The sequence below is a fragment of the Brevibacillus halotolerans genome (genome assembly GCF_026891775.1).
GTDB lineage: Bacteria > Bacillota > Bacilli > Brevibacillales > Brevibacillaceae > Brevibacillus_B > Brevibacillus_B halotolerans.
This window is the reverse complement of record NZ_JAPTNK010000005.1, coordinates 216741-239283: the sequence shown is the minus strand read 5'-3', so window position 1 is coordinate 239283 and position 22543 is coordinate 216741. Positions and strand designations below refer to the sequence as shown.

General features: G+C 41.8%; 28 protein-coding genes. 2 read left to right on the top strand and 26 right to left on the bottom strand.

What is annotated here, in order from left to right; all coding sequences use genetic code 11:
* Window positions 1–7: 7 nt before the first annotated feature.
* From O0550_RS09585 to O0550_RS09500, 18 genes are all read right to left on the bottom strand, one after another.
* Window positions 8–619: an integrase gene (locus O0550_RS09585; protein WP_258426146.1), complete on the bottom strand. Its 612-nt coding sequence runs from the start codon at window positions 617–619 to the stop codon at window positions 8–10.
* Between the two features lie 2 nt (window positions 620–621).
* Window positions 622–921 (bottom strand): hypothetical protein, encoded by a 300-nt coding sequence (locus tag O0550_RS09580; RefSeq protein ID WP_258426145.1) that lies wholly within the window; start codon window positions 919–921, stop codon window positions 622–624.
* A complete protein-coding gene (locus O0550_RS09575; RefSeq protein ID WP_258426143.1) occupies window positions 915–1397 on the bottom strand; it encodes a hypothetical protein in 483 nt (160 codons plus the stop codon). The genes O0550_RS09580 and O0550_RS09575 overlap by 7 nt, the downstream gene beginning before the upstream one ends.
* Before the next feature lie 68 nt (window positions 1398–1465).
* Window positions 1466–2281 carry a baseplate J/gp47 family protein gene (locus O0550_RS09570; protein WP_258426142.1) on the bottom strand — a complete coding sequence of 272 codons (816 nt, stop codon included), beginning with the start codon at window positions 2279–2281 and terminating at the stop codon, window positions 1466–1468.
* Entirely contained in the window at window positions 2269–2697 is a 429-nt protein-coding gene (locus O0550_RS09565) for a DUF2634 domain-containing protein (RefSeq protein ID WP_258426141.1), read from the bottom strand. The genes O0550_RS09570 and O0550_RS09565 overlap by 13 nt, the downstream gene beginning before the upstream one ends.
* Window positions 2698–2952, bottom strand: a complete 255-nt coding sequence (locus O0550_RS09560) for a hypothetical protein (protein ID WP_003339721.1) — start codon at window positions 2950–2952, stop codon at window positions 2698–2700.
* 1 nt (window position 2953) lies between these two features.
* On the bottom strand, window positions 2954–3901 hold the full coding sequence (locus O0550_RS09555) for an XkdQ/YqbQ family protein (RefSeq protein WP_258426140.1): 948 nt from the start codon (window positions 3899–3901) through the stop codon (window positions 2954–2956).
* A 12-nt stretch (window positions 3902–3913) separates the two neighbouring features.
* Complete coding sequence (locus O0550_RS09550) at window positions 3914–4528, bottom strand: hypothetical protein (protein ID WP_258426139.1); 615 nt, start codon at window positions 4526–4528, stop codon at window positions 3914–3916.
* A complete protein-coding gene (locus O0550_RS09545; protein WP_258426138.1) occupies window positions 4525–7029 on the bottom strand; it encodes a phage tail tape measure protein in 2505 nt (834 codons plus the stop codon). Before O0550_RS09545 ends, O0550_RS09550 begins: the two co-directional genes overlap by 4 nt.
* 212 nt (window positions 7030–7241) lie before the next feature.
* Window positions 7242–7622, bottom strand: a complete 381-nt coding sequence (locus tag O0550_RS09540; RefSeq protein WP_003336525.1) for a hypothetical protein — start codon at window positions 7620–7622, stop codon at window positions 7242–7244.
* 11 nt (window positions 7623–7633) lie between these two features.
* Entirely contained in the window at window positions 7634–8086 is a 453-nt protein-coding gene (locus tag O0550_RS09535; RefSeq protein WP_003336524.1) for a hypothetical protein, read from the bottom strand.
* 2 nt (window positions 8087–8088) lie between these two features.
* On the bottom strand, window positions 8089–9426 hold the full coding sequence (locus tag O0550_RS09530; RefSeq protein ID WP_258426137.1) for a phage tail sheath subtilisin-like domain-containing protein: 1338 nt from the start codon (window positions 9424–9426) through the stop codon (window positions 8089–8091).
* Between the two features lies 1 nt (window position 9427).
* Window positions 9428–9691 (bottom strand): hypothetical protein, encoded by a 264-nt coding sequence (locus tag O0550_RS09525; RefSeq protein ID WP_096887432.1) that lies wholly within the window; start codon window positions 9689–9691, stop codon window positions 9428–9430.
* Window positions 9684–10133, bottom strand: coding sequence for a hypothetical protein (locus O0550_RS09520; protein WP_096887433.1), 450 nt, complete (start codon window positions 10131–10133; stop codon window positions 9684–9686). The genes O0550_RS09525 and O0550_RS09520 overlap by 8 nt, the downstream gene beginning before the upstream one ends.
* 31 nt (window positions 10134–10164) lie before the next feature.
* Window positions 10165–10344, bottom strand: a complete 180-nt coding sequence (locus O0550_RS09515; RefSeq protein ID WP_258426136.1) for a hypothetical protein — start codon at window positions 10342–10344, stop codon at window positions 10165–10167.
* A gap of 55 nt (window positions 10345–10399) precedes the next feature.
* Window positions 10400–11014 carry a sigma factor-like helix-turn-helix DNA-binding protein gene (locus O0550_RS09510; protein ID WP_258426135.1) on the bottom strand — a complete coding sequence of 205 codons (615 nt, stop codon included), beginning with the start codon at window positions 11012–11014 and terminating at the stop codon, window positions 10400–10402.
* Window positions 11015–11129: 115 nt separating this feature from the next.
* On the bottom strand, window positions 11130–11291 hold the full coding sequence (locus tag O0550_RS09505; RefSeq protein WP_003336517.1) for a hypothetical protein: 162 nt from the start codon (window positions 11289–11291) through the stop codon (window positions 11130–11132).
* A gap of 142 nt (window positions 11292–11433) precedes the next feature.
* Window positions 11434–11634, bottom strand: a complete 201-nt coding sequence (locus O0550_RS09500; protein WP_003339742.1) for an XtrA/YqaO family protein — start codon at window positions 11632–11634, stop codon at window positions 11434–11436.
* Between the two features lie 197 nt (window positions 11635–11831).
* On the opposite strand from O0550_RS09500, the gene O0550_RS09495 reads away from it, so the two are divergent.
* A complete protein-coding gene (locus tag O0550_RS09495) occupies window positions 11832–12188 on the top strand; it encodes a helix-turn-helix domain-containing protein (protein ID WP_121472692.1) in 357 nt (118 codons plus the stop codon).
* Window positions 12189–12355: 167 nt separating this feature from the next.
* Here O0550_RS09495 and O0550_RS09490 read toward each other — a convergent pair whose 3' ends face one another.
* The 4 genes from O0550_RS09490 to O0550_RS09475 all read right to left on the bottom strand — a co-directional run bounded on the left by O0550_RS09490 (window position 12356) and on the right by O0550_RS09475 (window position 17056).
* Window positions 12356–14380, bottom strand: a complete 2025-nt coding sequence (locus tag O0550_RS09490) for an ABC transporter permease (protein ID WP_258426134.1) — start codon at window positions 14378–14380, stop codon at window positions 12356–12358.
* On the bottom strand, window positions 14355–15125 hold the full coding sequence (locus tag O0550_RS09485) for an ABC transporter ATP-binding protein (RefSeq protein ID WP_003336513.1): 771 nt from the start codon (window positions 15123–15125) through the stop codon (window positions 14355–14357). The genes O0550_RS09490 and O0550_RS09485 overlap by 26 nt, the downstream gene beginning before the upstream one ends.
* Window positions 15126–15250: 125 nt before the next feature.
* Window positions 15251–16189: a sensor histidine kinase gene (locus O0550_RS09480; RefSeq protein ID WP_258426175.1), complete on the bottom strand. Its 939-nt coding sequence runs from the start codon at window positions 16187–16189 to the stop codon at window positions 15251–15253.
* A gap of 156 nt (window positions 16190–16345) precedes the next feature.
* On the bottom strand, window positions 16346–17056 hold the full coding sequence (locus O0550_RS09475) for a response regulator transcription factor (protein ID WP_003339750.1): 711 nt from the start codon (window positions 17054–17056) through the stop codon (window positions 16346–16348).
* Window positions 17057–17257: 201 nt separating this feature from the next.
* Here O0550_RS09475 and O0550_RS09470 point away from each other — a divergent pair, with 201 nt between their 5' ends.
* Window positions 17258–17803: a cysteine hydrolase family protein gene (locus O0550_RS09470; protein WP_003339754.1), complete on the top strand. Its 546-nt coding sequence runs from the start codon at window positions 17258–17260 to the stop codon at window positions 17801–17803.
* Between the two features lie 247 nt (window positions 17804–18050).
* On the opposite strand, the gene O0550_RS09465 is transcribed toward O0550_RS09470, so the two are convergent.
* From O0550_RS09465 to O0550_RS09450, 4 genes are all read right to left on the bottom strand, one after another.
* The gene (locus O0550_RS09465) at window positions 18051–18407 is read right to left on the bottom strand and encodes a (2Fe-2S) ferredoxin domain-containing protein (RefSeq protein ID WP_003338834.1); all 357 of its coding nucleotides are present in this window, start codon (window positions 18405–18407) and stop codon (window positions 18051–18053) included.
* Window positions 18408–18612: 205 nt separating this feature from the next.
* Window positions 18613–19374, bottom strand: coding sequence for a hypothetical protein (locus tag O0550_RS09460; RefSeq protein WP_258426132.1), 762 nt, complete (start codon window positions 19372–19374; stop codon window positions 18613–18615).
* Between the two features lie 3 nt (window positions 19375–19377).
* On the bottom strand, window positions 19378–19665 hold the full coding sequence (locus O0550_RS09455; protein ID WP_258426131.1) for a hypothetical protein: 288 nt from the start codon (window positions 19663–19665) through the stop codon (window positions 19378–19380).
* A 1602-nt stretch (window positions 19666–21267) separates the two neighbouring features.
* Window positions 21268–22518 (bottom strand): efflux RND transporter periplasmic adaptor subunit, encoded by a 1251-nt coding sequence (locus tag O0550_RS09450; RefSeq protein ID WP_003339761.1) that lies wholly within the window; start codon window positions 22516–22518, stop codon window positions 21268–21270.
* Between the last annotated feature and the right edge of the window lie 25 nt (window positions 22519–22543).

The window sequence follows — 22543 nt, the reverse complement described above, 5'->3', positions numbered from 1 at the left end:
CCCTCCTTTATGCCTGTTTTATCGTAATCGTATGTGTATTCCAGCCACCGATTCGCATCTTTTGAGCAGATGTATCCAGATTCACCGTTGATCGTGCGATCATGGCTCCTTTTTTGTAGCTGTTGACCAGCTTAGAAAGGGTTAGCTTCCCTGATCCAATTGCTGTAATCGTTTGGTTCTCAAAAGCTACATCATCACAAATCGTAACTTCTTGGCCAACCACGAAACCTGTTATAGAAGCAACAGAAATAGCTACAGCAGTTGTACTAGGGGATAGTGCCGCTGTGGCATAGGTTTTTGTTTCATCCAATTGTAAAACTGGGTCAGTCTGCCCATCATAGGTATCTGCAAATCTTGCCTGTGCTCCTGAGACTCCTCGGCTATCAATGTCTAAATGTGCTTCAATACGTGAAATACGGCGACTCGCTTTTTCGATTAAAAAGTGGGCATTATAAATCCCATCCTCAATGTGGTTCAATCGAATTTCATCTACAGGAGTACCTGCAATTTGCTCCCATGCAGGCACAATGGAAACTGTGCCGTCTGTATTTTGTTGCAGGGTATACGTGTTAGGTCGATCCACCAAACGGTTAACATGCAGTTGTTTTTCATACGCCAATATCATTCACCTGCCTTCCATTGCAGTTCAATCGGTATGCTCAAAGTTATTTCACGGTTAGGCTTCTCCATTTGCAAGTGACCTTCCCAAACTGCCTGTCCATTGACATCTTTCACAATACATTTCGTTACTATTCCTGTCATGGAAGCTGAGAGACGAATCAGAAAAATAACCTTATTAACACTTTGTCGTATTTTCAACAAACTAACGGGAACGATTTTATCATTTAGTTCTATCTCTGCCGAATTAAAAGCAGATTCTAGGACATTTGCTTGCACTTCAAATAGATGGTCAGTTAGCATAAATCATTCTCTCCTCCGCTGAAAAAAGCACCACAATCCCTTTTTTGTGTTTCATAGAACTTTGGCGGACCTGATGTAAAGATAATTCCTCCATGACTACTTGCAATAATTTTCTCTTTCAGAACGTGGACAGGTCGTATTTTTTCAAAATCAACTGCTAGCTGCATTAAATTTATTGATTGATAACTCGAGAATTCAAATATGATTTCCTTATTAGTGAAATCCTCTGTAACTTTCTTTAGATCTCCTGCCATTCTGCCTAATAAGTATAATGTATCTAATGTAAAACTGGCTTTTGCTACATTCTTTTTACGTATCTCTTCTCTTCTTTCTTCTATTGTACCGTTCCGTTTGCCTCCAAAATATATCCAATCCCATATATCTAATCCAAAGGTAGTAGCATAAGGCAAAAGATACTGATTTCCCAGCTCATTTATTTTCTTTGTTTGAAACAAAGTCTCTTCTTCAGTTGACATCAAGTGGAGCCTAGCTACTTCGTTATCATACCAATAGGGCGGTAATTGCCGGCGATATCGAAAAGGGATCATAGTTCAACCACCAAATTAACACACGGAACAGCCTTTATAGGTTTACTCAGATTTTCTCTTCCGTCATTTAGGGTATAGTTTGAATAGTCCTTTACGCCATCAACCCAAAATAGTGCACCTAGCAAATGATAAACAATGCAAGTGCTGCCCTTTATATATTCTTGAATTCGACTTGTAATAAGTGAAGCTATCTCCGATTTCTTCGATTCATCAGCTAATTGGAGCTTTACCCTAACATTAAGGTTGAAAATTTCAGCAGGAAAACATTTCAGATCATGACCTGCAATACGCTTTGTCTCAAGCTGATTCTGTATGAAAGAAGCAAACTCTAATGTAACAGGCTGACCCTGCAAATCAGTCAGATATAAATCAATCGATACATCATGACGCTCGTGTTCAATGGCAACTGCGCCACCAACTCCCTCTATTTCTAAAGCCCATCTTATATAGTCCTCTGCGCGTCCACTTCCCTCCTCGGTTCTTTTTTTTTGGAGAATTCGTTGCCGATAAGCTTCTGTTTCCTCTCCCTCTTTACGGTCTACTCCTTCTGCATATCCATGTGCATCTAGAAACTCTCCATCACTCCAAACCACAAATGCCTGTAAAAGACTATATTGAGATAATTGTTGTTGTTCCGAAATTTCTTTTGCTAACGGATACCAAAAATCATAAAAAATCTCACCTTCTTCCGTAGCAGGAGGAGATTGTCCATTTTCTCTTGCATAGTCAATTGCACGATTGGCTATTCGCTGATAAATATGATCTGGGCTTTCTTGAAGAATAGGCATTTTCGGTTTCTCTATCGTTTCCATATATCTACCACCACCTTAGTCTTTCCCCGTACCCCTTCAATCTCTAGTCTCAGACCTATTCGATTCTCCTGATATCGAATATCCATAACCTCTGCTCGCTCAATCTCTGAATGAGCCTCCAGCGCATCCTCTATATCCCGCTTAATCAGGGCTAACGGTACATGCTTAGGGAGCTTGCCAATATGCTCAAAAAAATCTACCCCAATCCGATCACTGTAAATCGCATATTGAAATCGTTTGGTATGCAGGATTTTTTTCGCAATCTCTTCCAAATACTCAGCATAATTACTAGTCTTTACATGTCGGCCATCTGTTCCTTTGATAAATTGAAACGTAGTCCAATCCAATTTATAAGTCCAGGGTATCGGGGAAGGAGTATCTGTTAACTCTCGATTACTTTCTAAAGTAGGAAACATTTATTTCACCTCACCCAGCACCAGATATTGCCCCGAAGAACATCTCATTAGAGCATAGGTAGCTCCTAGTTGAGGCTCTGTAAATAGCTCATCTTTAAAGAATACTAGATCATCCTCTACCTCTTTTAGGGGCGTTGGGTCCTGATCTAGTTTAATGACCACCGGGGCATAATTTTGTAGCGTGCCAAATTCGATCTGCGTATCACTAATGCCACTTCTTGCTTGGGTAAACAATCTATTAATCGCTTGTTGCATCCTATCCTCTCCATTCCAATTGTAAGTCCATCACAAATTCCCTGTTTTTCCATCGGGTATTGCAGGAGGTTACGATCCAACTGCTTTGTTGACCATTTATCTCCTGAATTTTCACCAGCCAGCCTGCCCGCAATCTAGCAATGAGTGAATTTGTGTGACGAACGGTTATGGAGCGTGTTCGCGGTATTTTAGCTAACGTAGCAAGCTGTTTGGACGCCAAAGAGGCGAGATTCTTCTCCTCGCCTGCATCAATGATTTTTTGCATCCGTCCGATCTTTTTCATCAAATCATGATGTTCCCTCGTGACTCTGCCTGCTACCCGATCTCCTTCATAGCGTTCTACTGTTACAGCCGTGTACACCTCCTCCAAGCTTTCCCCAGTAGAGCTAGCCTCCAGCATAGTAGCCTGAAACACGGGGACATAGGGATTGTTTCCCTCTGCTAGCACAATCAGCTTATCCCGTTGGTGCTGGATAAAATAGCGAAGTCCTGTCCGTTCAAAGGCTCTCTCCGCTATATCTGTAAACAACGAGGTGTACGGCTGGGAAGGGAGCCGTTCCTTTACCGTAAATCCAAAGGCTGGGCATTGAAACGAAATGCCTGCTCCCTGGATAATCCTCTCCATCTCCTTCCCTGCATCGCCTTTCAAATAGGGCCTTGAGCAATCATTTTTTTGTAAATACCATGACAGCTCGTAAGCAGTTCCGCTCAGCTCCTTCGTTTTTTCGTCCCGATTCCATTCGACTAAGGGGCCGTGAAAGAGCTGTTCGCTTTCCTTGGCTTCATTAGGAAACATCATGAGATAGCCAGCAGCAGCTAATACAGGAGGATTACGTAGCTGAATCTGACACACCTGGGCAATCTGTCCTCTGGATGAGGACCAAGAAACATCCGTCACGGCTGGTGTTACATCAAGTCGGGTAGCATCTTTTCCATAAATCACACGCATAGCCGCTCCCTCCTAGGCTTTGCTTTTATATTCAGCATTTTTCTTTTGGATACGAGTAAGCTGTTTGCTACGTATCTCTCTATCCTGATGAATCATGTTTTTGGCTGGTGTTAAAAGATATGGGGATGATTGCTGTTTCTTTGCGGTTTTTCCTGTCGTATTGGCACGAGCCTTTTGTTGCTTAGCCATGATCACAGGTGGCTGTAGAAGCTCCTTATTGCTAGACCACTCTACGAACTCATCTTTAATAAAAATCGGTAATTCAATGGACCCGTAATAATCTACATTCATTCCTTTAAACGTGCCATCCACAGGGCCGATTAAGACATTCCATGCTAAATTTAACTCGTCAATTGTAAGCAGAACCTCTTTCCCTGAGATACGATCTAGACCGGCTAACCATTCACGTGGTCCCTGATAGCCTTGCACTTCGATTAAAGGAGATTCTATATCGCCTGGAAGCCAAAACTCAAAGGAAATTGACTTCGCTCGATTAGCAGATAGTCTGTTTTTGGTAACAAGCGAAATACTGGTAGATGTTTCTGCATCATTTCCGTAGCCTTTTATTTGCACCTCTGCTGGGGTTACGGGAAACGTCAGCCGATACTTTCCCTGCATACGAATCATGCTTTTCCACCTCTAGTCTCTAATGCATTGACGAAAGCAGTCTCGATGATACGTTTAATTTCATTCGTAACAGTAGGGTCCTTCAATAATCGAATCATACCTACAACATCCTGAAGCACACCATCTGCATGTAGCGTGATAGGCATGGAAGAGACCGTTACCGATAGATTTTGAGCTGTATCCTTCTTATTTGCGGCATTAGTAGCTGCCGGCGTTACTTGTGGTGCTGGTGTCGTCGTTAACGTATCTTGTGGCTTACTGCTCGCAGGCTTGATTTGACTAGGGCTAGCATCACTACTAGCTGGAGTCGGTGCGGGTGCTGGAGGTACTGGTGCGGGTGGTGTCTCTGGCTTTTCTTTGCCCCATCCGAACCAATCAGGCAATTTTTCCATGAGGAAGTCTCCACCAACCGAACCTAAAAATCCACCCACTACTCCGCCAACCGCTGTGCCTAATCCTGGCACAATCGAGCCAACTGTAGCACCAATCATAGTACCTGCCGCTTTCATCCCGGCACTTCCACCAAGCTTTAATAGCTCCATCGGTTTGTTGTCAGAGGTAACCAATGAGGCGAGGCCCATTGCTTCTCCTACAAAAGGAATTTTTTTCAACAGACCTTTTCCAAAGGATTTCACCCCACCAAAACCTTTGCCGCCCAGATTCTTTAATCCGTCCCACGCGGCACCACCAAAGCTTTTTATCCCTTCAAAAGCTTTACCACCAATGTCCTTTAATTTGCCGAATCCGGTAGTGGGCTTGCCAGCTTTTTTGGGGACTGTAGTAGGAGGTTTAGACTTAGGAGTAACTGGCTTGGCTGGTTTGGGTTTAGCTTTTGGTTTCGTAGTTTTTTTCTTATTACTTGGGCTACTTGGATTATTTTTGGTTGATTTGCTGGGTCCTCCCGTGTTTTTTCCACCGAAAGTAAAGGGCCCTAGCTTTCTTTTCCCCTTTTTGCCTCCTCTTTTTTTCTTCGAGCCCTTACGCTTCTTACGTTCTTCCCCACCTGCATCTGGACTGTCATCTGAATCTTCTTCTTCCTCTGACTTTCCCTTCGCCATTTTAGCAAGAGTATAGATACCTATCGCCTCTATGGTATATCTAGCCAACTCTGGTAATTCATTAAAAGTTTTGATACAGAAAGTCAATATACCAGCTAACGTTTTTATGACCGGTGTTAAATCCTTGGCTACTGTAGCTGTTAAGTCCACCATGGCTGCCTTGGCTTCACTTTGGGCTTGCATATATTCAAACCAAGGATTTTGGTCAATTGCAGCCTTATAGGATTTATTTGCTTCGTTATTAGCCACTTTATTTTCCACTTCGCCAGCAGAAATTTTACCTGTTTTCTCCATCAGCGGCACTAGATGCTGTAATAGCTCCTTACCAGAGCCTGAGCCTACTGCATTTAGCATCTCTTGACGTACATTATCATCTTTAATAGAAGCAAGATTCATAAAAATACGTCCCATCGCCTGCTGATTATCGCTTTTATTATCTGAATGCAAGAGCTGGGTTACTTGAATGGCCTCTATGTCAGCTAGCCGTTTGGCTTCCTCAGGACTTTTCCCGTCCGCCTCATAGCCTTTTTGTAATACTTTACTCAGCTCACCCTGAGAAGACATTTTTAAGGCAATATCTTTTAACGCGCCTAGCGGCATGTCATTTGATGGAATACCCATGTTGCCAATTTCGCCGACCATCATCGCCATTTTCTCTGGTGTATCCATTACCATCCCTAGCTGGGAGGTATATTTGATCATAGAGGGTACAAAATCACCGCTAAAATCCTTCATATTGTTACTCATATATTGAAGAGAATTTGCCAGTCGCTCAGGATCAGTAACTCCTGTGCTGTCGCGTAATAGAGCCATCATTTTTAAGCTCTGGTCAGAAGAAAACCCTGTAGTCATACTTAATTTGGTAGCATATTCGGCAAATGCAGCCTTATCCTTTGCATTTACATCGTCACTTTTGTTATAGATGTTTATAGCTTCTGTCTTACTTAGTTTCGGGTTGATTTGGATGATTTTCTCAACACTACGATCTAAATCTTGGACCTCGGCATCCGTTTTTCCTTTGGCAATAAATAATCCGCGTTCTTTTGCCGCAGTTTGAGATTCAGGGATTGAGTTTTTGTACCAGCTCACCCCCTGCCCTGCGAGGTCAACAAAGGGGCTAGCAGAGCCGCCGTCATCTCCTCTACCACTCACCCCCACGGGTTGACTAAATTGCCTGCGCATTTGCGAAATTTTTTGTGTCGCCTGATCGTCTATTTTTACACGAAGCTTGGCTTGTACGGAGGTTCCCAGTTGTTGTAATTGAGAACGTACCTCTTTAATGCGCCGTTCCATCCTATCAGCTTCTTGTAAAAATCCGCGTCCCAGTTGTCCCAGAGCTACTTGCAACGAATCCGAGTCTCTTTTCCATTCCAGCATGCCCTGCCTTACCTTAAACATCTCTTTCTGGACAGAAAGTAGCTCAACAACCATATCGTTGCCCATTGCATTCACCTCCGTTCATGCTATATCTTTTCTTCATCAAAAAAACGGCGGAGGATATCATTTCTCCCCCGCCTCTAATTCAATGATCTGACATGCGATAATAAATAATTTTTGCTTATAACTATCTACTTCGTACTCTACGATTTCCGCCGGGAGACCTCTGCCATGCAGATAAGCCTTCGCTACATGCCAAGCCTCCGCGTCGGATTGAATTAGTTTTTTGCTTCTTCAATCGCTTCTTCTTCTGTCTGACCCTGATTTGCTTTGCGCACGGTTTCTATAAGGAGTGCATATGCGTCTGGGTTGCGATCAAATAATTTGCCAGGAAGCTCAAATTTGTCCCCTGCTTTGTAGGCTTTCTTTAGCTCTGGATCGTTCCAATTAAAATCGTGTTCAGTCGCCTTCACAATGCGAGCGTCATTGTAGCGATACCAGTCGAATTTATCACCTTTATCAGCTTCACGCTCACAAATCCGACTTTCCATTAAGGTTAGCTGACGTACCTTCCATACTTCGCCATCAATGCTGACTTCTACCTCATGACGTGGTGTTGTTTCATTTGCTTGCGCTAAGAATTTTTCTAATTTCCCCATGAAAAGACCCCCTATTCTTCTGTATATTCTGGTAATTTATCAAGATAATCTGGCTTCTTGTTACTGCGGCCTTTAATTTCATAAGTTGCGTTATCGGTTCCATCTGCCTTTGCTTCCCATAATGTGATTTCTTCTGGGTTTAAATAAATATCCGTTAAACGAACACGTTCTGTATTGCCGTTTTCCTTATCGACCATTTCGCCCAAAAGCTGTGGAATGACAGGAGTTTTACCCTCTGTAATTTGGTCCACGCAAAAATATTTGAGCAGAGCGTTAACAGATGATACCTTTAAAGTAACCTCTACATGCCAAGAGTCAATCGTTTGCACCGAGCCCTTTTGCAGACGCTTTACATCGCCATACTCTGTTTTTAAGACGGCCTTTCCTTCCAATGTACCGTAGATTGGATCACCATTTTCATCATATACCTGACAATTTTTTAATTTAATATCACTTTGACGCATGCTTACAGCACCTCCCATTCAATATCGAAAAGCTCAATAGCATCTAGTGGCTTGGCGGCTAAGCGGAATCCGCGTTTGTCACCAATTCCATTTTTCTTATCTTCAAAAATCCAGCCTTTATCAATAGCTCCTTGCGCTTCACGCACTTCGAGATAGGTCTTAACCGCTCCAACGAACGTCGCACCGCCAATATCGTTATTGTCCAATTTGCCTTTATACTTTTTGCCAACAGAGGTAATGTCATTAACAATTTGGTCAAGGGTCATAGAGACGCGAATTTTGCCAAAATCCTCACGCTCTGCTGCTTTTAATGTCGTTAAGGTGTTGACCGCACTTTCAATCAGGTACACATCACCATCACGAACGGCAATCAATGTACCAGAGTTAAGCGCGTTTTGAATTTCGGTGTGTCCCCAATCCTTTGCCGCCTTTTTCATCGGCACTAGCTGTGCACTCAGAGAAATGTGAGCTGGCGTAGCAGCGATCATACCTGCTAGCCATGCCGTCCATTCCAGGCTTCCATAGGTCTTGCCGTTTACATGCTGACCTGCAATGGCGCAGTTAACGACACGTCGAGAGTTGTTGGCGACAGAACGATCCACATGCTCGTTCATGTTGCTATCTTTTTCTGGCAAACCTCCGATTACTAGCGTGCTACGTTTTTTGCTAAAAAGCTCGCGATCGACCATGAATTGTTTAGCTGCTGCTTGGATTCCCGCATCAGCCGACGGTAAATACATCGCGTCGAAATCAACACCAGAGATGGAGTTAAATAGAGTAGTAAAGTCAGTAGCCGATAAAGTAGCAATGCCGCTTGTTCCCCCCGAAAGTGCCGTCATTGCTGTTTCTTCTACTGCTTTGTCACCCAGCTTTTTCACCTTGATATAAATGGATTGTTCTGCTTTGGTTACTAGCTCGTTCATATTTGCAAATGAGAACTTCTCTGTTTTTACTGGGCCTTTGACCTGTAATTCCTTTTTACCTAATTCTGCTGTGGAATCCTTGATCGAAATTTGTAGCTCATTACCAACTAAGCCTGGATAACGTGCTTGAATAGCAATCGAACCTTCTTGTGAATAGCTGGCCGCAACACTTTTACCGTTCGTCATACGATAGCCAACTACCGTAGCACCACCTTCTGCGGCCAATTCCAAAATATCGATTTGCCCAAAGGTTTCTGCTACACGCTCTTCATAACCCTTCATTGTAATGACCTGATCAGGGGCTCCCCATTCAGCTAGATATGGTACTAGTACCACACCACTTTTCGGTAGGACTCGCTCCTGTGCTTTCGCCTTTAATTCTACGTTTACACCTGGTCGTTCACGTTGGATTGTCATACTATTTACCTCCTCGAAATGTAGATACGTATTGTCGTACTTGTTCTTCATTAATTACCTGCTGATCTGTAAATGCATGTAACGCTCCTGCTACTTCAAACCGCTCAGCTTGTAACAGAGGTGCACTCTCAATCCATTCCAGACGAGTGCGCTTGTTCTCCTGAGCAGTAGTGTTGAGGGGCTGTGACTCTGCTCGCTCGTTGTTCTTTTTTAGCCGTGTTTTTTTCACTGCACCTTCATTGGTTTGGCCTATTGATTTAGCCATGTCCATCCTCCTTCACATCAAAGATAGCAATTTTCTCAACCTGCTCTCTTCGTACAGGCATGAGGTACTCATAGCGAAATATTATTTCGGCCCGTTCCTTTTTTTCGGTATTCACAGAAAAAGTATTCGGGTCGATATCAAGCAAGAGCTTATTTTTGCCTCGGTAACTATAACGTTGCTTTCGTAACAAATCTCGCAAGACACCTGTCGAAAGCGGAACTTGCTTTTCTTGCTCCAAGGGATAGTGCAGCATAATAGTTGCTTCACAAATCACTTTGTAGCTGGTCAGGCTATTTCCCTTTTCACTGATCGTTTGGGTCATGACAAAAGCGGATGGTAATGGAAACGTCCCCTCCATCCACTCTCCTAATTGGGAAATGATCGGTATTTGGGGATATGCCTCCTGTACCAAATCAATTAGCGTGGACAAATCCCTGTCCATTTCTATTTGCACCTCCTTTCAAGGCTTTTGCTCATTGCTTTGTGGATAGGGGAGGTGATCTTCCCTCATAGGTTGTTGCCTGCTTCCTAGTCTGGTTGACCTTTTGCTCTGCTGATCGTTTTACAGATGCTAGCTGCTTGTGTATAAATGGCTTTCTTTCATGAGCCAGTTGTTCTCTGACAGCTCCTAGTAATCTTGGATGCAGGATCATTCTGGTGCGTACCTCCTTGCTCAACCGTTACTGCCTCGCCAAATGGTCCTTACACTTATAGGTGGCTTCTGCCCCACACAAACAAACGTTCGCAAAAATAGGTTTTGACGCATCCGATGAGTAAAAAGAAAACAGCCATCACAAGGATAGCTGTTACATTCTTGGCAAACTCAATTTTTTGTTGGGCACGAGACAGCAAGGTGGATACGTTTCCTCGGGATATAAAGAGCATTTCAGCAGCCTTCTCATGAGTAAAGCCGCTCCCATGCACCATCAGATAGCACTCTCTTTCTTTTTCTGTAACAAACTGAAGATAAAAATCTATTAGCTGCCGTTCTGCATCACTCAAACCGACACGGCATCCTCCTGTTCCCGGACTCACATAGCTTTGCATTTTAAAAGGGTCTAATAAAATCTCTCGTTGTTCCTTTGATCGTCTCTGAATACCTCGTTGATTATCAGGTTGTCTGCCTGTTTCCAGCCATTTAATCGCATACTCAACATCGCGAATGCTTTCGGCCAGACTACTGCGCAATGCTTTTTGATCTGTACCATGTACACCGCCAGCACTAGCTTCTTGGTCGGAATTCTCTATTTCAGCTAACATGTTCTTCAGTTGTTTTTTGGTTGCTTTGTAGGAAGTAATTAGTTTTTTTATACTTTTTGCCATGCCTTTTTCCCCCTTGATTTTACGTACTTTTTTACATGTGCATTTTTCCATTCCGGTACAAAATCGTCGCTTTCTCCTATACGCTCATTGCCTTATCTGCCTGATTGGTGTAAGCTCACCGTCTGCTTGCCGCTCTATCCTTCAGAAATTGAATGCTTGTGGTATCACCCATCAAGCGTCTCCATTCATACTCTGAGATTGCTCTAGGTTTTTTCTGTCTTACTGAAGCTTTCCTCGTTTGATGTGGGCTTCTTTGTTTTTGATTGGGCTTGCTCATGTTCTCCCTCCTTTATCATTGATTTGCTGTCGATACAGGTTTGATTATTTTTCCAAATGAAAAAAGGACGCTAGAAACTCCCACTCATCGTGGAAATATCCAGCGCCCTCCCGCATCTCGGTATCAGGCTAATATGTAGTTGTTAAAATAATTCATTTTCTAGAAATGCTATTTTTGCTATCTTTCCTTGGCTAGATTTGACTACAGTCTCACCGTGGTGAACCAGAGGCACTATTTTAATCTTCCCTTGAACAGGGTCGATGAGAACCATGCTAGCTTCCCTACCGACCGGAATTGTTACCTGATTCATGTCCAGTGTTAGTTTCATCTCTGTAGACCGCATTCTCATCTTCCTCCTCTGAAACCTTCTGAAGCAATTTGATTGAATACGCAAAACTTGAGCATTGATCAACTTATAACTTTATATTAGTTGATTAAACCTCAAAAGTCAACCGAAACTTGCTAATACCTCAACTAAATAGATATAATAGAGGTAAACAAGCTAGGTATGGATCATAAGGTAGACAAGGCGGTGATAGAATGACACTTGGAGAACGATTAAAGGAAAAACGCAAAGAATATAAATGGACCCAAAAAGAGATTGCAGACAAACTAGGCGTCGACAACACCACTGTCTCAAAATGGGAATCAAATACCTATGAGCCGGATGCTACTTCGCTTAAGGAATTAGCTGAAATATATCAAACCTCTACCGACTATTTGCTCAGCAAACAGACAAAAGAAGAACCTCACTTCTCCTCAGATGAAACAGAAGATGCTACCGGACTTGCCTTTATCACAGGTGGAGACTCTTTAACAGCAGAAGAGGCTGAATACCTAAAGGAAAGCTTGGAGCTTTTTCGAAGAATGAAGGAAAAGCGGGCAAAGTCCAAATGATTTGATATACCAACCTAGCAGGCCATAAAGCTTATTTTGACGATCTAGTTTTTTTATCATATAGGAAAAGGCATAAGGAAACCTACTTCCCTATGCCTTATATTTTATTTCCTCTATTATTTGATGTATGAAACTATGCTCTAATGTGGACCTCGGAATTTCCTGTTTTAGACTATACCTCTGTGCAATAATTTAAGATACCGCCAACGAATCAGCCAGAAATACAGAAACTGGGCCGCCACAAAGCAACCTAGAACAATCACAGAGCTTGCTACAACAGAATATGGAAGCAATTGTTGCAGAGCAGTAAATGCAACCCCGCTGTGGACAATCGCTATTACGATAGGTAAAAAGAACATAATCAGCAACTGCCTTGTGACCGTTTTTCTTAATTCTTTCCCAGTTAAGCCTAGCTTTCCGATGAGCTGATACTGGGCATGCTCCCTGTCCAAATCTGTATATAATCGGAAGTAAAGAAAGCTAGAAGCAAATGTGAAGAACACAATACCAATCATTACGCTTGATATCAGTAATAATCCATTCTCTTGCTTTGCTTCTTTCCACTCCAAGCTTAAAGCAGAAAACATATATGATGATTCATAGTTTAGCAACCTATCACTCAAATGATTTGCTACTTCTACCGTGTTTTCCCAGTTATCTACCGTAAAAACATTGATTCTCATAGGATGAGATTCGGTTTCTGCTTCAGAGGATTCTTGCGTATTCTGGGCTAGGGCTTGCTCAGACGTACTAGATTGGTCGCCGTCTCTTTGCCCCCCCTCTGTGGTCGAGTCTGCATTGGCTGTCAAGCGGCTAGCTAGGATTTTTTCGTACGCCTGATCTGTTACTGCCACATAGTAATCATCGGAAAAACTTTGTGGGATAACCATATGATCAACCACTTTTTTCATTGATAAATCCAGCTTTACATTTCCATGTATAATCTGAAGCTGACTTTCTCTATCCTGCTTACTGCTTCCTCGCTCATGGGCATATTTCCCTGGTATCCACAGAAATTCTCCTTCATGTAAAGTCTCTATGGGATAGCCAAGAGCTTGCGCTAAATGGTTATAGTGAGTAAGGGACATGATCATATTATTGTCAGTCCAGAATAATTCCGCATAGGCTTGCTGATAAGAGAAGCCCGCATTTGTTAGCTCTTTTCCAATTAGCGAAACATGCTCCTTCTCCTGCGGATTTTTTGCATAGGAAACATAGGTAAATGCATATGGATTTTTTATTTTAGCCAGCCCCTGATTTCCCATAGCGGCGCAGGTGCCGATTGCCACAAAGGCTACTGCTGAAACAACCGCTACCATAAAAAACATGTTTGCATTATCTCGCATGCGGTAAACCAATTCAGACATCGTGAGGATATTGGTTCTTTTAAAAAATAACCTGTCTTTCTTCTGTAAAAAACGAATGATATATACACTGCACTGGGTAAAGAAAAAGTAGGTTCCAACGACAACTAGTGCGACCCCGCTAAATAATAGCGAAAACAAATAGATGCCCGTCGCAAAACAGAAAACACAAAAATAGCCTACTCCAATCAAAATCACAGCAAGGATGGATAACCCAATAGAAGCCTTAGGCTCCGGCTTCGGTTTCTCACCCGCTTGCAATAATTCAACCAGCTTGTTTACTCTCATAGTTTTGGAAGTAAAGAAAGAAATCGCTAAAAACAAGACGAAAAAGGCCAGCAAGGTAATTCCAATGGCTTTATAAGGTAAATAAAAGGGTAGCCCTTTTGCAATAGCTAGCATATCTGCACTAACCAGCAGTACAAGCTTAGCGAATACCAGACCAACCAATATTCCTGACACCATTGAAAGAACACCAATAATCATATTCTCCATAAAAACAAGCTTGTTTAGCTGCTTGTTTGTCATCCCATGGATAAGCAAAATACCAAATTCTTTTTTCCGAGTTTGCAAAAAAGCACTAACAGAATACAGCACAAAGAAAAAAGAAAAGATGAAGATAAAATAGGGAGGCAATTTCATCGCCATTTTTCCAAGCGAATTCATTGTTAAGCTCCAGCCTGTCAAATCTCCTTGTAATTGAGGATGAAAGGCGATCAGGGCATAGGTGAAAAACATCATCACAGAGAAGGCACAGCTTAAAAAATGGGCAGCATAGGCTCGTTTGTTGCGCATTACATTATTACGAGCGTATTGTTGAAAAGTCATGTGCTTCTCCCCCTAATAAAGACAATACATTCATGATTTTCTGATAGAATGCTTGACGATTATCTCCACAGTACACTTCATTAAAGAGCTTTCCATCTTTAATGAATACAACTCGATTGCAATAGCTAGCTGCGAAAGCATCATGCGTAACTAACATCATGGTAGTCTGATCTACCGTGTTGTAGGATGATAACAATTGCATGACATCTCGGGCTGCCTTCGAGTCCAAATTACCTGTTGGTTCATCGGCAAGCAGTAATTTCGGTTTATGAATCATTGCCCTTGCAATCGCTGTTCGCTGGGCTTGTCCTCCTGAGATCTCATACGTACGCTTATGTAAAATAGGAGTAATGCCTAATCTGTCAGCAATAGCGGCTACTTTTTCATTCATGATCTCTAAGCTAGTGCCATCAAGAGTTAACGGCAATAGAATATTTTCTTTAACTGTCAGCGTGTGTAAAAGGTTAAATGATTGAAACACAAATCCCAGTTCTTGTCTTCGAAATAGCGCCAATTGATCCGGTGAAAGGAGGTGCGGGTTTTGATTGTTAATCAGCACTTCTCCTGATGTAGGCGAATCAATGGTAGAAATCATGTTCAGCAGGGTAGTTTTACCACTTCCCGACGGACCCATGATCCCGACAAACTCCCCCTCTTTAATTGTCAAATCAATATTGGACAGCGCTTCATAAGAAATTTTTCCCTGATAGATTTTGCTAAGTGCACGAGCTTTTACGATATCCATTATGCATACTCCCCTTTCCTTTCATTTCTGTTATCTTAGTGTAATCAACTGGGGAGAATGTTCATATAAAACACTCTTTCATTTTGCTTACAAATTTGTAAGATTTCATGTAGTCCATCCCCATGCTAGAAGCGACGAGAAGCATATGGAAAAATAATCTGTACGATCGTTCCTTTACCCTCCTCAGACTGAATTTCGACCGAATGATTCAGCTTTTCTGCCACTTCCTTGACCAAATACAGACCCATTCCCGTGGATTCCTTGAACTCCCTTCCATTTTCTCCGGTAAAAAAGGCACGAAACACACGGGGAAGATCGGCTGTCGGTATGCCTACTCCTCTATCCTGTATTTCTAAAACAACAGACTCACCCTGCCTAAAAGCTGCAATCGTCACTTTTTCATGTGTGCCGGCGGAATATTTAATGGCATTCGATAACAACTGATCCAGCATAAAGACCAGCCATTTCGCATCCGTTTCTACTGTTAATGTCGACTCCATTTTTACCTCAGGATAAACGTAATTTCGGATAAAAAACCTCTTATTGTCATGAACAACCTTATTTACAATCGGTAATAAACGGACCTGATCCACGCTAAAATCCTGTTCAAATGTCTCCAGCCTTGATATATATAACGCCATTTCTAAGCCCTTGCGCAGCTTATCTGTCTCCTCCGCAATGCTTTCAAATCGCTCGTCATCTTCCTTCTGGGTAATTAATTCGATGACGGATAACGGTGTTTTCATCTGATGTACCCACTGATTCATAAAGGCAATATGATCTTGATGCTGACGTTCCCAGCTCTTTATCTGCTCCTGATATCTTTTATATTGCGCCTCCAATAAGGTTGCTAAAGCTTCTGGAAGCGGCGAGTGGTTGAATTCTGACATGAACTCATGCATAGCCTCAAGCGGCTGGGATAGGCGCAAATAAAAAGCACGATGGCTCACATATCGGTACGTAAGATATATCAGTAAAAGAAAAGTCCCTAAAAAAATAGCATACAAGGCTGTCAGCACATGATCATAGCCATCGAACCAAAAAACAAGCAAGAGAAACAGCATTAAGATGTAGGAATATAAGATTAGTGGGACATGCTCACGCAAAAAGAGCCATACATGCTGCTTGTTGCCGGATGAATCCATTTTAAAAGACTTATTTCTAGCTGATCGTACCTTCGATTTCCCTTCAAAGGTACTCGTGTTGTACTCTCTGTCCATTCAGCTTGTACCTCCTGTATGATTCCACGTGATCTGTAATCGATAGCCGGCTCCCCTGACCGTCTCAATTGCATCTTCTATTCCTAACTCAGCAAGCTTCTTTCGCAAGCGAGTGATATTCACACTCAATGTATTATCATCTACAAATGCCTGATCATCCCACAGTTTGTCTAAGAGCTTAGCCCGACTCGACACGCGCGGATAAGAAGTGAGCAAGGCCTCCAGTAAGATCGCTTCCTTTTTAGTCAGTAAGCTGCTCTCTTCTTGCAATTTCACTTCTAATCTCTCTGGATAAAGGCATAAGCCTTTTTGCTCGACCATGCGCTCGTCCATCTTGGGGGCATAATCTCCATAGGCTCTGCGTAGCTGACTACGAATTTTGGCTATTACTAGCTCATAATGAAAGGGTTTCGTAATAAAATCATCTGCACCATACTCAAGTGCCATTACCTGATCCATCTCTGTACTACGAGCTGATATAAACACGATGGGGCACGTGGAGATCGTTCGAAGCTGACGACACCAGTAGTAGCCATCAAAGCTGGGCAAATTAATGTCTAGCAAGACCAAATCTGGCTTCCATTCTAAAAAGCTCTCCATAATGAGATCAAAATTTCGGATGACAACCCCTCGGTATTTATATCTCTCTATATGTTCTCGCAGCAATTCTGCAATTTTCGGGTCATCTTCAATAATCATGATTGTAGTCATAAGCTTTTCCCATCCTTTATTCTTGTAAAAGGAAAGCTTCCAGCTACTTTTCCTTTACACTCTTCTCATCGTTTGACGTAAAAGCATCCTTTTCCGTCACGCTCTCTCTGTTTTCCTTTTTTTGTCGCAATAAATGTATTTCGCTACTTTTAATTGTTGTATACTTTATATAAGCCAAAATAAGGAAGGATGATCACCTATATGATTGATAAAACAGCACTGGTTATTGTAGACACCCAGAGCATCATTACCTATCATTCTTATCATGGGGAAGAAATCGTTGACAAAATTAGTTCATTACAAGCAAAAGCTCGTCAGCTCAACGTCCCTGTTCTGTTTATTCAGCATATTGGTCCAGCCGGCTCTCCTTTTGAAGAAGGAGCGCATATGACTGAGATTCATCCTAACGTTGCACCTCTTGAGGGTGAGATAGTGATTAAAAAGACAGCATGCGACGCATTCTATGAAACAGCTCTGCATCAGGAGCTTTTAAATCGAGGTATCGAGCATCTCATTATTGTTGGCTTTCAAACTCAGTTTTGTATTGATACAGCTTGCCGAAGCGCGGTCTCACACGGCTATGAGGTAACCTTGGTTGGCGATTGCCATTCGACAGCCAATACCCCGACCTTGAACGCCATCTCTATTATTGACCACCACAACGAAACATTGAACGGGCTAGGCACCCAACATCATAACATCACAGTCAAGGATTCAAGTGAAATTTTTGCCTCCGAACCACGCTAAGATAAAAGATTGGGACTATAAAAATATCGCTTTGCCAAGAGCAATTAGACTTAGACTCTTATTTCAGTAGCTTTACCTAGTAACAGTAATCATGAATCAAATAAAAGAACAGACTCCTTCGATCTGGGAGTCTGTTCTTTCATTATCTGTGTTGGAATGAAACTAAGGTTCTGACTTAAATCACGAGTATGACGTACTATCAACATGCTCTCTAGCCATTTCTTTTTTGCTGAGAGTAGCTGTTCTTTTATTTCTTTACCCCAAGCGCTACGGTTTCATTTCTAACAAATCCGTCACCTGAGTATCTATGGCTAATTTTAGCCTGATAATGCTGTCCTTGGACAAGATGTTCGACAATCTCTTTCGCATCCTCAGGCTGAACATTTTGATACCAAACTCCATCTGGATAGACAATCAAGACACAGGCATCCTCACAGCGTCCATTACATCTGGTCCGGGTTGTATGAATCTGTTCATCTGCTCGCTGCCGGGCTATTTCCTGACGAATCGCCACAGTGACTTCTTCGCCACCTTTTCGCATGCAGCTACCACCGTTACATAGCAGGATATGATGCTTTGTTTTCGATAAATCCCATGTTGCCATAACCTTCCCCCTTCTAGTTTCCCCTTATTGTATCAGCATTTCACTGAAAATGATTTCTTATTGAAATGTTTTGGAGAGTTTGAGCACATCCTTACCGTTTCTTTTTTGGTACATATATGTACAGAACAGATTAATATGCCAAATCTTTGTAAGCAAAAATGCCTAATAAAAAACCGTCAGAAGAATCTGACGGCCTTACGCTTTATCATTCACGAGACACTAGCATAAAATTATTAATAAACCCATTCTCCTGTAAAAAGACAGGTTCTATTTTTTTCGTAGCAAAATCGTAATAATAAATCCCGCGCCCCTTGTTAACATGTTTTGAAGTACTGCCCAGATAATAAATACCCTTAGCGTCATGGGAAAGATAGACATCACTTCTAGACGAAATGGGGAGATCTAACTTCCTTCTTTCACCAGTCTTACTTTCCACCAGACTATATTCGATAGGTGGGCGATTGATACTTGGAGAGGTAATAAGAAATAGCTGATTCCCGGTACTTGATAAGGAAATGATTTGCTCCTTTTTCAGCGAAATGATCGGGCGTTCTTGTTTCGTCTCGTTATTTAGTTCAACAACCGTATAGTCGGGGGGAACCATGGCTTTTTGTTGCTTATTAGAGATGTTTCTCTGCTTCTCTCTTTCATTCTCTGAAAAACGGGCAAGATAGGTTTTATTTGCTTCTGTATTGTAGGAAACTGCCCACGTGTTGCTATCGAGATCTTTATCATCCATGAACTCTAGCTTATGGTTCTGTTTATCATACAAGACAGTTTTTAGGACACGCTCGCCTTTCTTCACAGCGGATAGAATAATAGGTCCTGTTTTTGTCGTAGGTACAATGTAGTTAATAGCAAATAATTCATTTGATAGCTGTTGCGTCTTTTTTGACTGTAGATCATAGGAGAACAATTGATCTCCTTTGTCTTGTACATCTGCTGAGTAGTAAATCTTATTATCCATCAGCTAGACAACAGATAATGGATATTGTGAAGTGTAGCGAATATCCGCCAACTTTGTCATGCGCTTAGACTGTAAATCATAGCTCATAACCCGCATTACCATTCCATTAGTTGTATCTTTACCATTCACATATTCGGTATAAGTAATTGATAAATAGTCCCCAGGGTTATACTTTTTTTCATTTTGGCTTGTCATTATTTGAGATTTTTGATTTACGGTTTGTTCCATACATCCCGAAAGAAGAAGAGTAAATATCGTAACTATCATAAAACAAATTCTCTTTCTACTCATGCCCACCTTCCTATTCATTTCAATTTCTGCGTCTGTTATTTCTCTTATCCTGTCTAAAGCAGAGTAGACTTCATGTTTTTGTTCACGCCACCCCAAATGCTTTCGCAAGTACGTTTCGGACATTAACCCATTTTTGTGTTCAGGATAATCAATTCTACAGCTGCCCCCATATCATAACTATCATGGTTAGAAAGGAGATGGGTTTATGGACCCAATTGAACACCATCGGAGGAGAATGCACCATCATTTAAGGCATGCCGATCACTTTCGCTCTTTAAGTATGATGCATCGGCATCACCCGGCCAGGCGTCACGAGTTTGCTCACAGAGAGCATTTCCATCGCATGAGAGCGCATCACCATAGAATGATGATGCATCACCATAAGAGAATGATGCATTCACATCACTAATAATTGCACCAAAAGCTCTCTGATTGGGAATCGTTGTTGATTTAATACTATCTGTTATCGTGTGATTATTTATGATTCCTTTTGAATTTTTACCTCTAGTTGTTGACGGATTTGCTCAACAATGCGTCAACAACTAACCTTTGTATTCATTTATGTGTCTTGAAAGTTGTTTTTGTAAAAGAAAAAGTCGTTTCCTAAATGTAAAGGAGACAACTTTCTTGATTAAATGATATATCAACCTTTACTCCATCCTTCACAAATATCCATCCAAAATTATTGTAAATAACTACTCCTTCTTTTTTTTGTTTTGCTCCTCAAGCAAATCTACTACCTTTTGCAACATTTTTATTGTTTCGTCGTGTTTTTTGTTAAATTTACGAGAGAAAAACCTATATATCCACACAATTACGAATACGATTAGAAACAAAAAAAATAATTGATATAATGACGAGATAATGCTAAATTCCACCGAAAACAACCTCCTTTTTAATATATCCCATAAATGTTTGTTTATATAAAACTTTATGATGAAACAATCTTACGTAGGGATTATACCAAATAGAGGGATGGTTTTAAATGTTCAAAAAACACTAGCGGAGAGTATACCTCCGAGGTCCATCAATGTCCTCGATAACCTATACATTTTCCTCTTCTGATGTAACCGGTGTCGCTTTTGTCGTCTTTAATGTCTTGCCTGTGAAAGCTTTGATCTCTTGTGCCGCTTTCTGGGTTATTTTCGGATCAACCTGCTTTATGTCATACTCCAGTTGGGCTACGCCTAGTTTAGCATTTTAAAATGTACAGTAGCTTCTCGGGGATAAAATGACGCCGTAATCGTATCTATTGAACGAGGATACAGGGCCCGTACCACCTTTTCAAATGTATAGTCTCGTTTCGGGTCAATTTCCTTAAGTCTTGTATGGCTTTGTTGAGATTTGTCTGATCGATTTCACTTACTTGTAATTTCACATCAGCAGAGACAAGTTGCTTTGTTTTCTTATCAATAATGACTGTAGCTCTCTTTGAGCCTTCCATAATGATAGCTTCTCTCCCTTCATCTCCTTCTTCAACAGGAGCTAGTAGCTTAAATGATAACTATATTACATCCCTCTATTTCCATGAAAAAAGCTGTCACAATAGAATGTGACAGCTTTTTTCGAGAGATGATTTTGTCTAGATCTGTTCGGTTATTCTTACTTTTGGATCGTTACCTTACTTCCATCCTTCAACAGTGTCTGTCCTTTTACGACGACCTGTTGATCTGCCTTAATTCCTGTCAGAATTTCGATGGATTCGCTAGAGCCTTCTCCTGTGGTTACCGCGACTTGCTTTGCGATCTCGCCTTCTACGATGTAAACATACTGCTTCCCATCGCGATCGAACACGGCCTTGCGAGGAACAACTACCTTTTCCTGTCCTTTTCCTTGTTGCCCTACTAGATTCATGTTCACAACCATATCGGCTTTCAGCTCGTTGTTTGGATTAGGGATTGATATTTCGATGGGATAGGCTTTGAGCTGTTGATCCATCACCGGGCTGACAGCCGTTACTTTAGCTGTCATTTCTTTTCCTAATGCCGTGATATTCACTTTTACCTCATCGCCAACCTTCACCTGTGAAATATCCTGTTCAGACAAATTAGCCTTCACAACAAGTGGATTGGTATTAACTAATGTGACAATAGGGCTTTGTGGAGAAGCCACCTGTCCAACCGCTCCATTCACTCCTGAAATGTACCCGCTGAAAGGAGCTTTTACTACTGCATTCCCCAGTTGTGTCCGAGCATTTTCCAAGCTCACAGCCGCTTGCTTAACAGAAGCCTCCGATACACCTACTGCTGACATTTGAGTGGCAGCTTTCAGGCCTTCCTGCGCATTGGCAACCGCTGTTCTTGCATTGGCAAGCTGTGTATTTGCTTGTTCATATTGTTGCAGAGCAATTGCGCCTTGATTAAATAGCGTTTGCATCCGCTGTTGATTTCGTTCTGCATCCTGTAGGGCTGTTTGGGCTTGGCTCAAGCTATTCTTCGCTTGTTCAAGACCTTGACTGGAGCTATTGCCTGCTTGATTTAAATTCGCCTTAGCTACCTGATAAGCCGCTTCTGCCTGTTTGATCGAATTGATCACATCTTGTTCATCTACACTAAACAAAGTTTCTCCTTGTTTTACATATTGTCCTAAACGAACAGGTAAGGAGGTGATTTTCCCAGACAATTTTGGACTTAACTGCACATCCTGACTAGGCGCTAATTTAGCCGTAAAGCCTGCACTAGAGGAAACTGTCCCTAGCTTAGACATTTCAATCTGAACCGGTGTTACGCTCTCTGTCTGTTCTGTCGGGGTATTCTCTGCCGCTTGATTCGAACACCCCGCTACCAAGAACAGGGCGGATGCTGCTACTAGAATCATTTTTTTATTCATCGTTGTTTTTGCTTTCAATTTCATTTCCCCCTCCTCTATCTCTTCGCCT

Excerpts from the sequence above, each read along its gene's own strand:
- O0550_RS09580 (WP_258426145.1), bottom strand. The coding sequence starts at position 921 with ATGCTAACTGACCATCTATTTGAAGTGCAAGCAAATGTCCTAGAATCT.
- O0550_RS09575 (WP_258426143.1), bottom strand. The coding sequence starts at position 1,397 with ATGTCAACTGAAGAAGAGACTTTGTTTCAAACAAAGAAAATAAATGAG.
- O0550_RS09570 (WP_258426142.1), bottom strand. The coding sequence starts at position 2,281 with ATGGAAACGATAGAGAAACCGAAAATGCCTATTCTTCAAGAAAGCCCA.
- O0550_RS09565 (WP_258426141.1), bottom strand. The coding sequence starts at position 2,697 with ATGTTTCCTACTTTAGAAAGTAATCGAGAGTTAACAGATACTCCTTCC.
- O0550_RS09560 (WP_003339721.1), bottom strand. The coding sequence starts at position 2,952 with ATGCAACAAGCGATTAATAGATTGTTTACCCAAGCAAGAAGTGGCATT.
- O0550_RS09555 (WP_258426140.1), bottom strand. The coding sequence starts at position 3,901 with ATGCGTGTGATTTATGGAAAAGATGCTACCCGACTTGATGTAACACCA.
- O0550_RS09550 (WP_258426139.1), bottom strand. The coding sequence starts at position 4,528 with ATGATTCGTATGCAGGGAAAGTATCGGCTGACGTTTCCCGTAACCCCA.
- O0550_RS09545 (WP_258426138.1), bottom strand. The coding sequence starts at position 7,029 with ATGGGCAACGATATGGTTGTTGAGCTACTTTCTGTCCAGAAAGAGATG.
- O0550_RS09540 (WP_003336525.1), bottom strand. The coding sequence starts at position 7,622 with ATGGGGAAATTAGAAAAATTCTTAGCGCAAGCAAATGAAACAACACCA.
- O0550_RS09535 (WP_003336524.1), bottom strand. The coding sequence starts at position 8,086 with ATGCGTCAAAGTGATATTAAATTAAAAAATTGTCAGGTATATGATGAA.
- O0550_RS09530 (WP_258426137.1), bottom strand. The coding sequence starts at position 9,426 with ATGACAATCCAACGTGAACGACCAGGTGTAAACGTAGAATTAAAGGCG.
- O0550_RS09525 (WP_096887432.1), bottom strand. The coding sequence starts at position 9,691 with ATGGCTAAATCAATAGGCCAAACCAATGAAGGTGCAGTGAAAAAAACA.
- O0550_RS09520 (WP_096887433.1), bottom strand. The coding sequence starts at position 10,133 with ATGGACAGGGATTTGTCCACGCTAATTGATTTGGTACAGGAGGCATAT.
- O0550_RS09515 (WP_258426136.1), bottom strand. The coding sequence starts at position 10,344 with ATGATCCTGCATCCAAGATTACTAGGAGCTGTCAGAGAACAACTGGCT.
- O0550_RS09510 (WP_258426135.1), bottom strand. The coding sequence starts at position 11,014 with ATGGCAAAAAGTATAAAAAAACTAATTACTTCCTACAAAGCAACCAAA.
- O0550_RS09505 (WP_003336517.1), bottom strand. The coding sequence starts at position 11,291 with ATGAGCAAGCCCAATCAAAAACAAAGAAGCCCACATCAAACGAGGAAA.
- O0550_RS09500 (WP_003339742.1), bottom strand. The coding sequence starts at position 11,634 with ATGCGGTCTACAGAGATGAAACTAACACTGGACATGAATCAGGTAACA.
- O0550_RS09495 (WP_121472692.1), top strand. The coding sequence starts at position 11,832 with ATGACACTTGGAGAACGATTAAAGGAAAAACGCAAAGAATATAAATGG.
- O0550_RS09490 (WP_258426134.1), bottom strand. The coding sequence starts at position 14,380 with ATGACTTTTCAACAATACGCTCGTAATAATGTAATGCGCAACAAACGA.
- O0550_RS09485 (WP_003336513.1), bottom strand. The coding sequence starts at position 15,125 with ATGGATATCGTAAAAGCTCGTGCACTTAGCAAAATCTATCAGGGAAAA.
- O0550_RS09480 (WP_258426175.1), bottom strand. The coding sequence starts at position 16,189 with ATGCTGTTTCTCTTGCTTGTTTTTTGGTTCGATGGCTATGATCATGTG.
- O0550_RS09475 (WP_003339750.1), bottom strand. The coding sequence starts at position 17,056 with ATGACTACAATCATGATTATTGAAGATGACCCGAAAATTGCAGAATTG.
- O0550_RS09470 (WP_003339754.1), top strand. The coding sequence starts at position 17,258 with ATGATTGATAAAACAGCACTGGTTATTGTAGACACCCAGAGCATCATT.
- O0550_RS09465 (WP_003338834.1), bottom strand. The coding sequence starts at position 18,407 with ATGGCAACATGGGATTTATCGAAAACAAAGCATCATATCCTGCTATGT.
- O0550_RS09460 (WP_258426132.1), bottom strand. The coding sequence starts at position 19,374 with ATGGATAATAAGATTTACTACTCAGCAGATGTACAAGACAAAGGAGAT.
- O0550_RS09455 (WP_258426131.1), bottom strand. The coding sequence starts at position 19,665 with ATGAGTAGAAAGAGAATTTGTTTTATGATAGTTACGATATTTACTCTT.
- O0550_RS09450 (WP_003339761.1), bottom strand. The coding sequence starts at position 22,518 with ATGAAATTGAAAGCAAAAACAACGATGAATAAAAAAATGATTCTAGTA.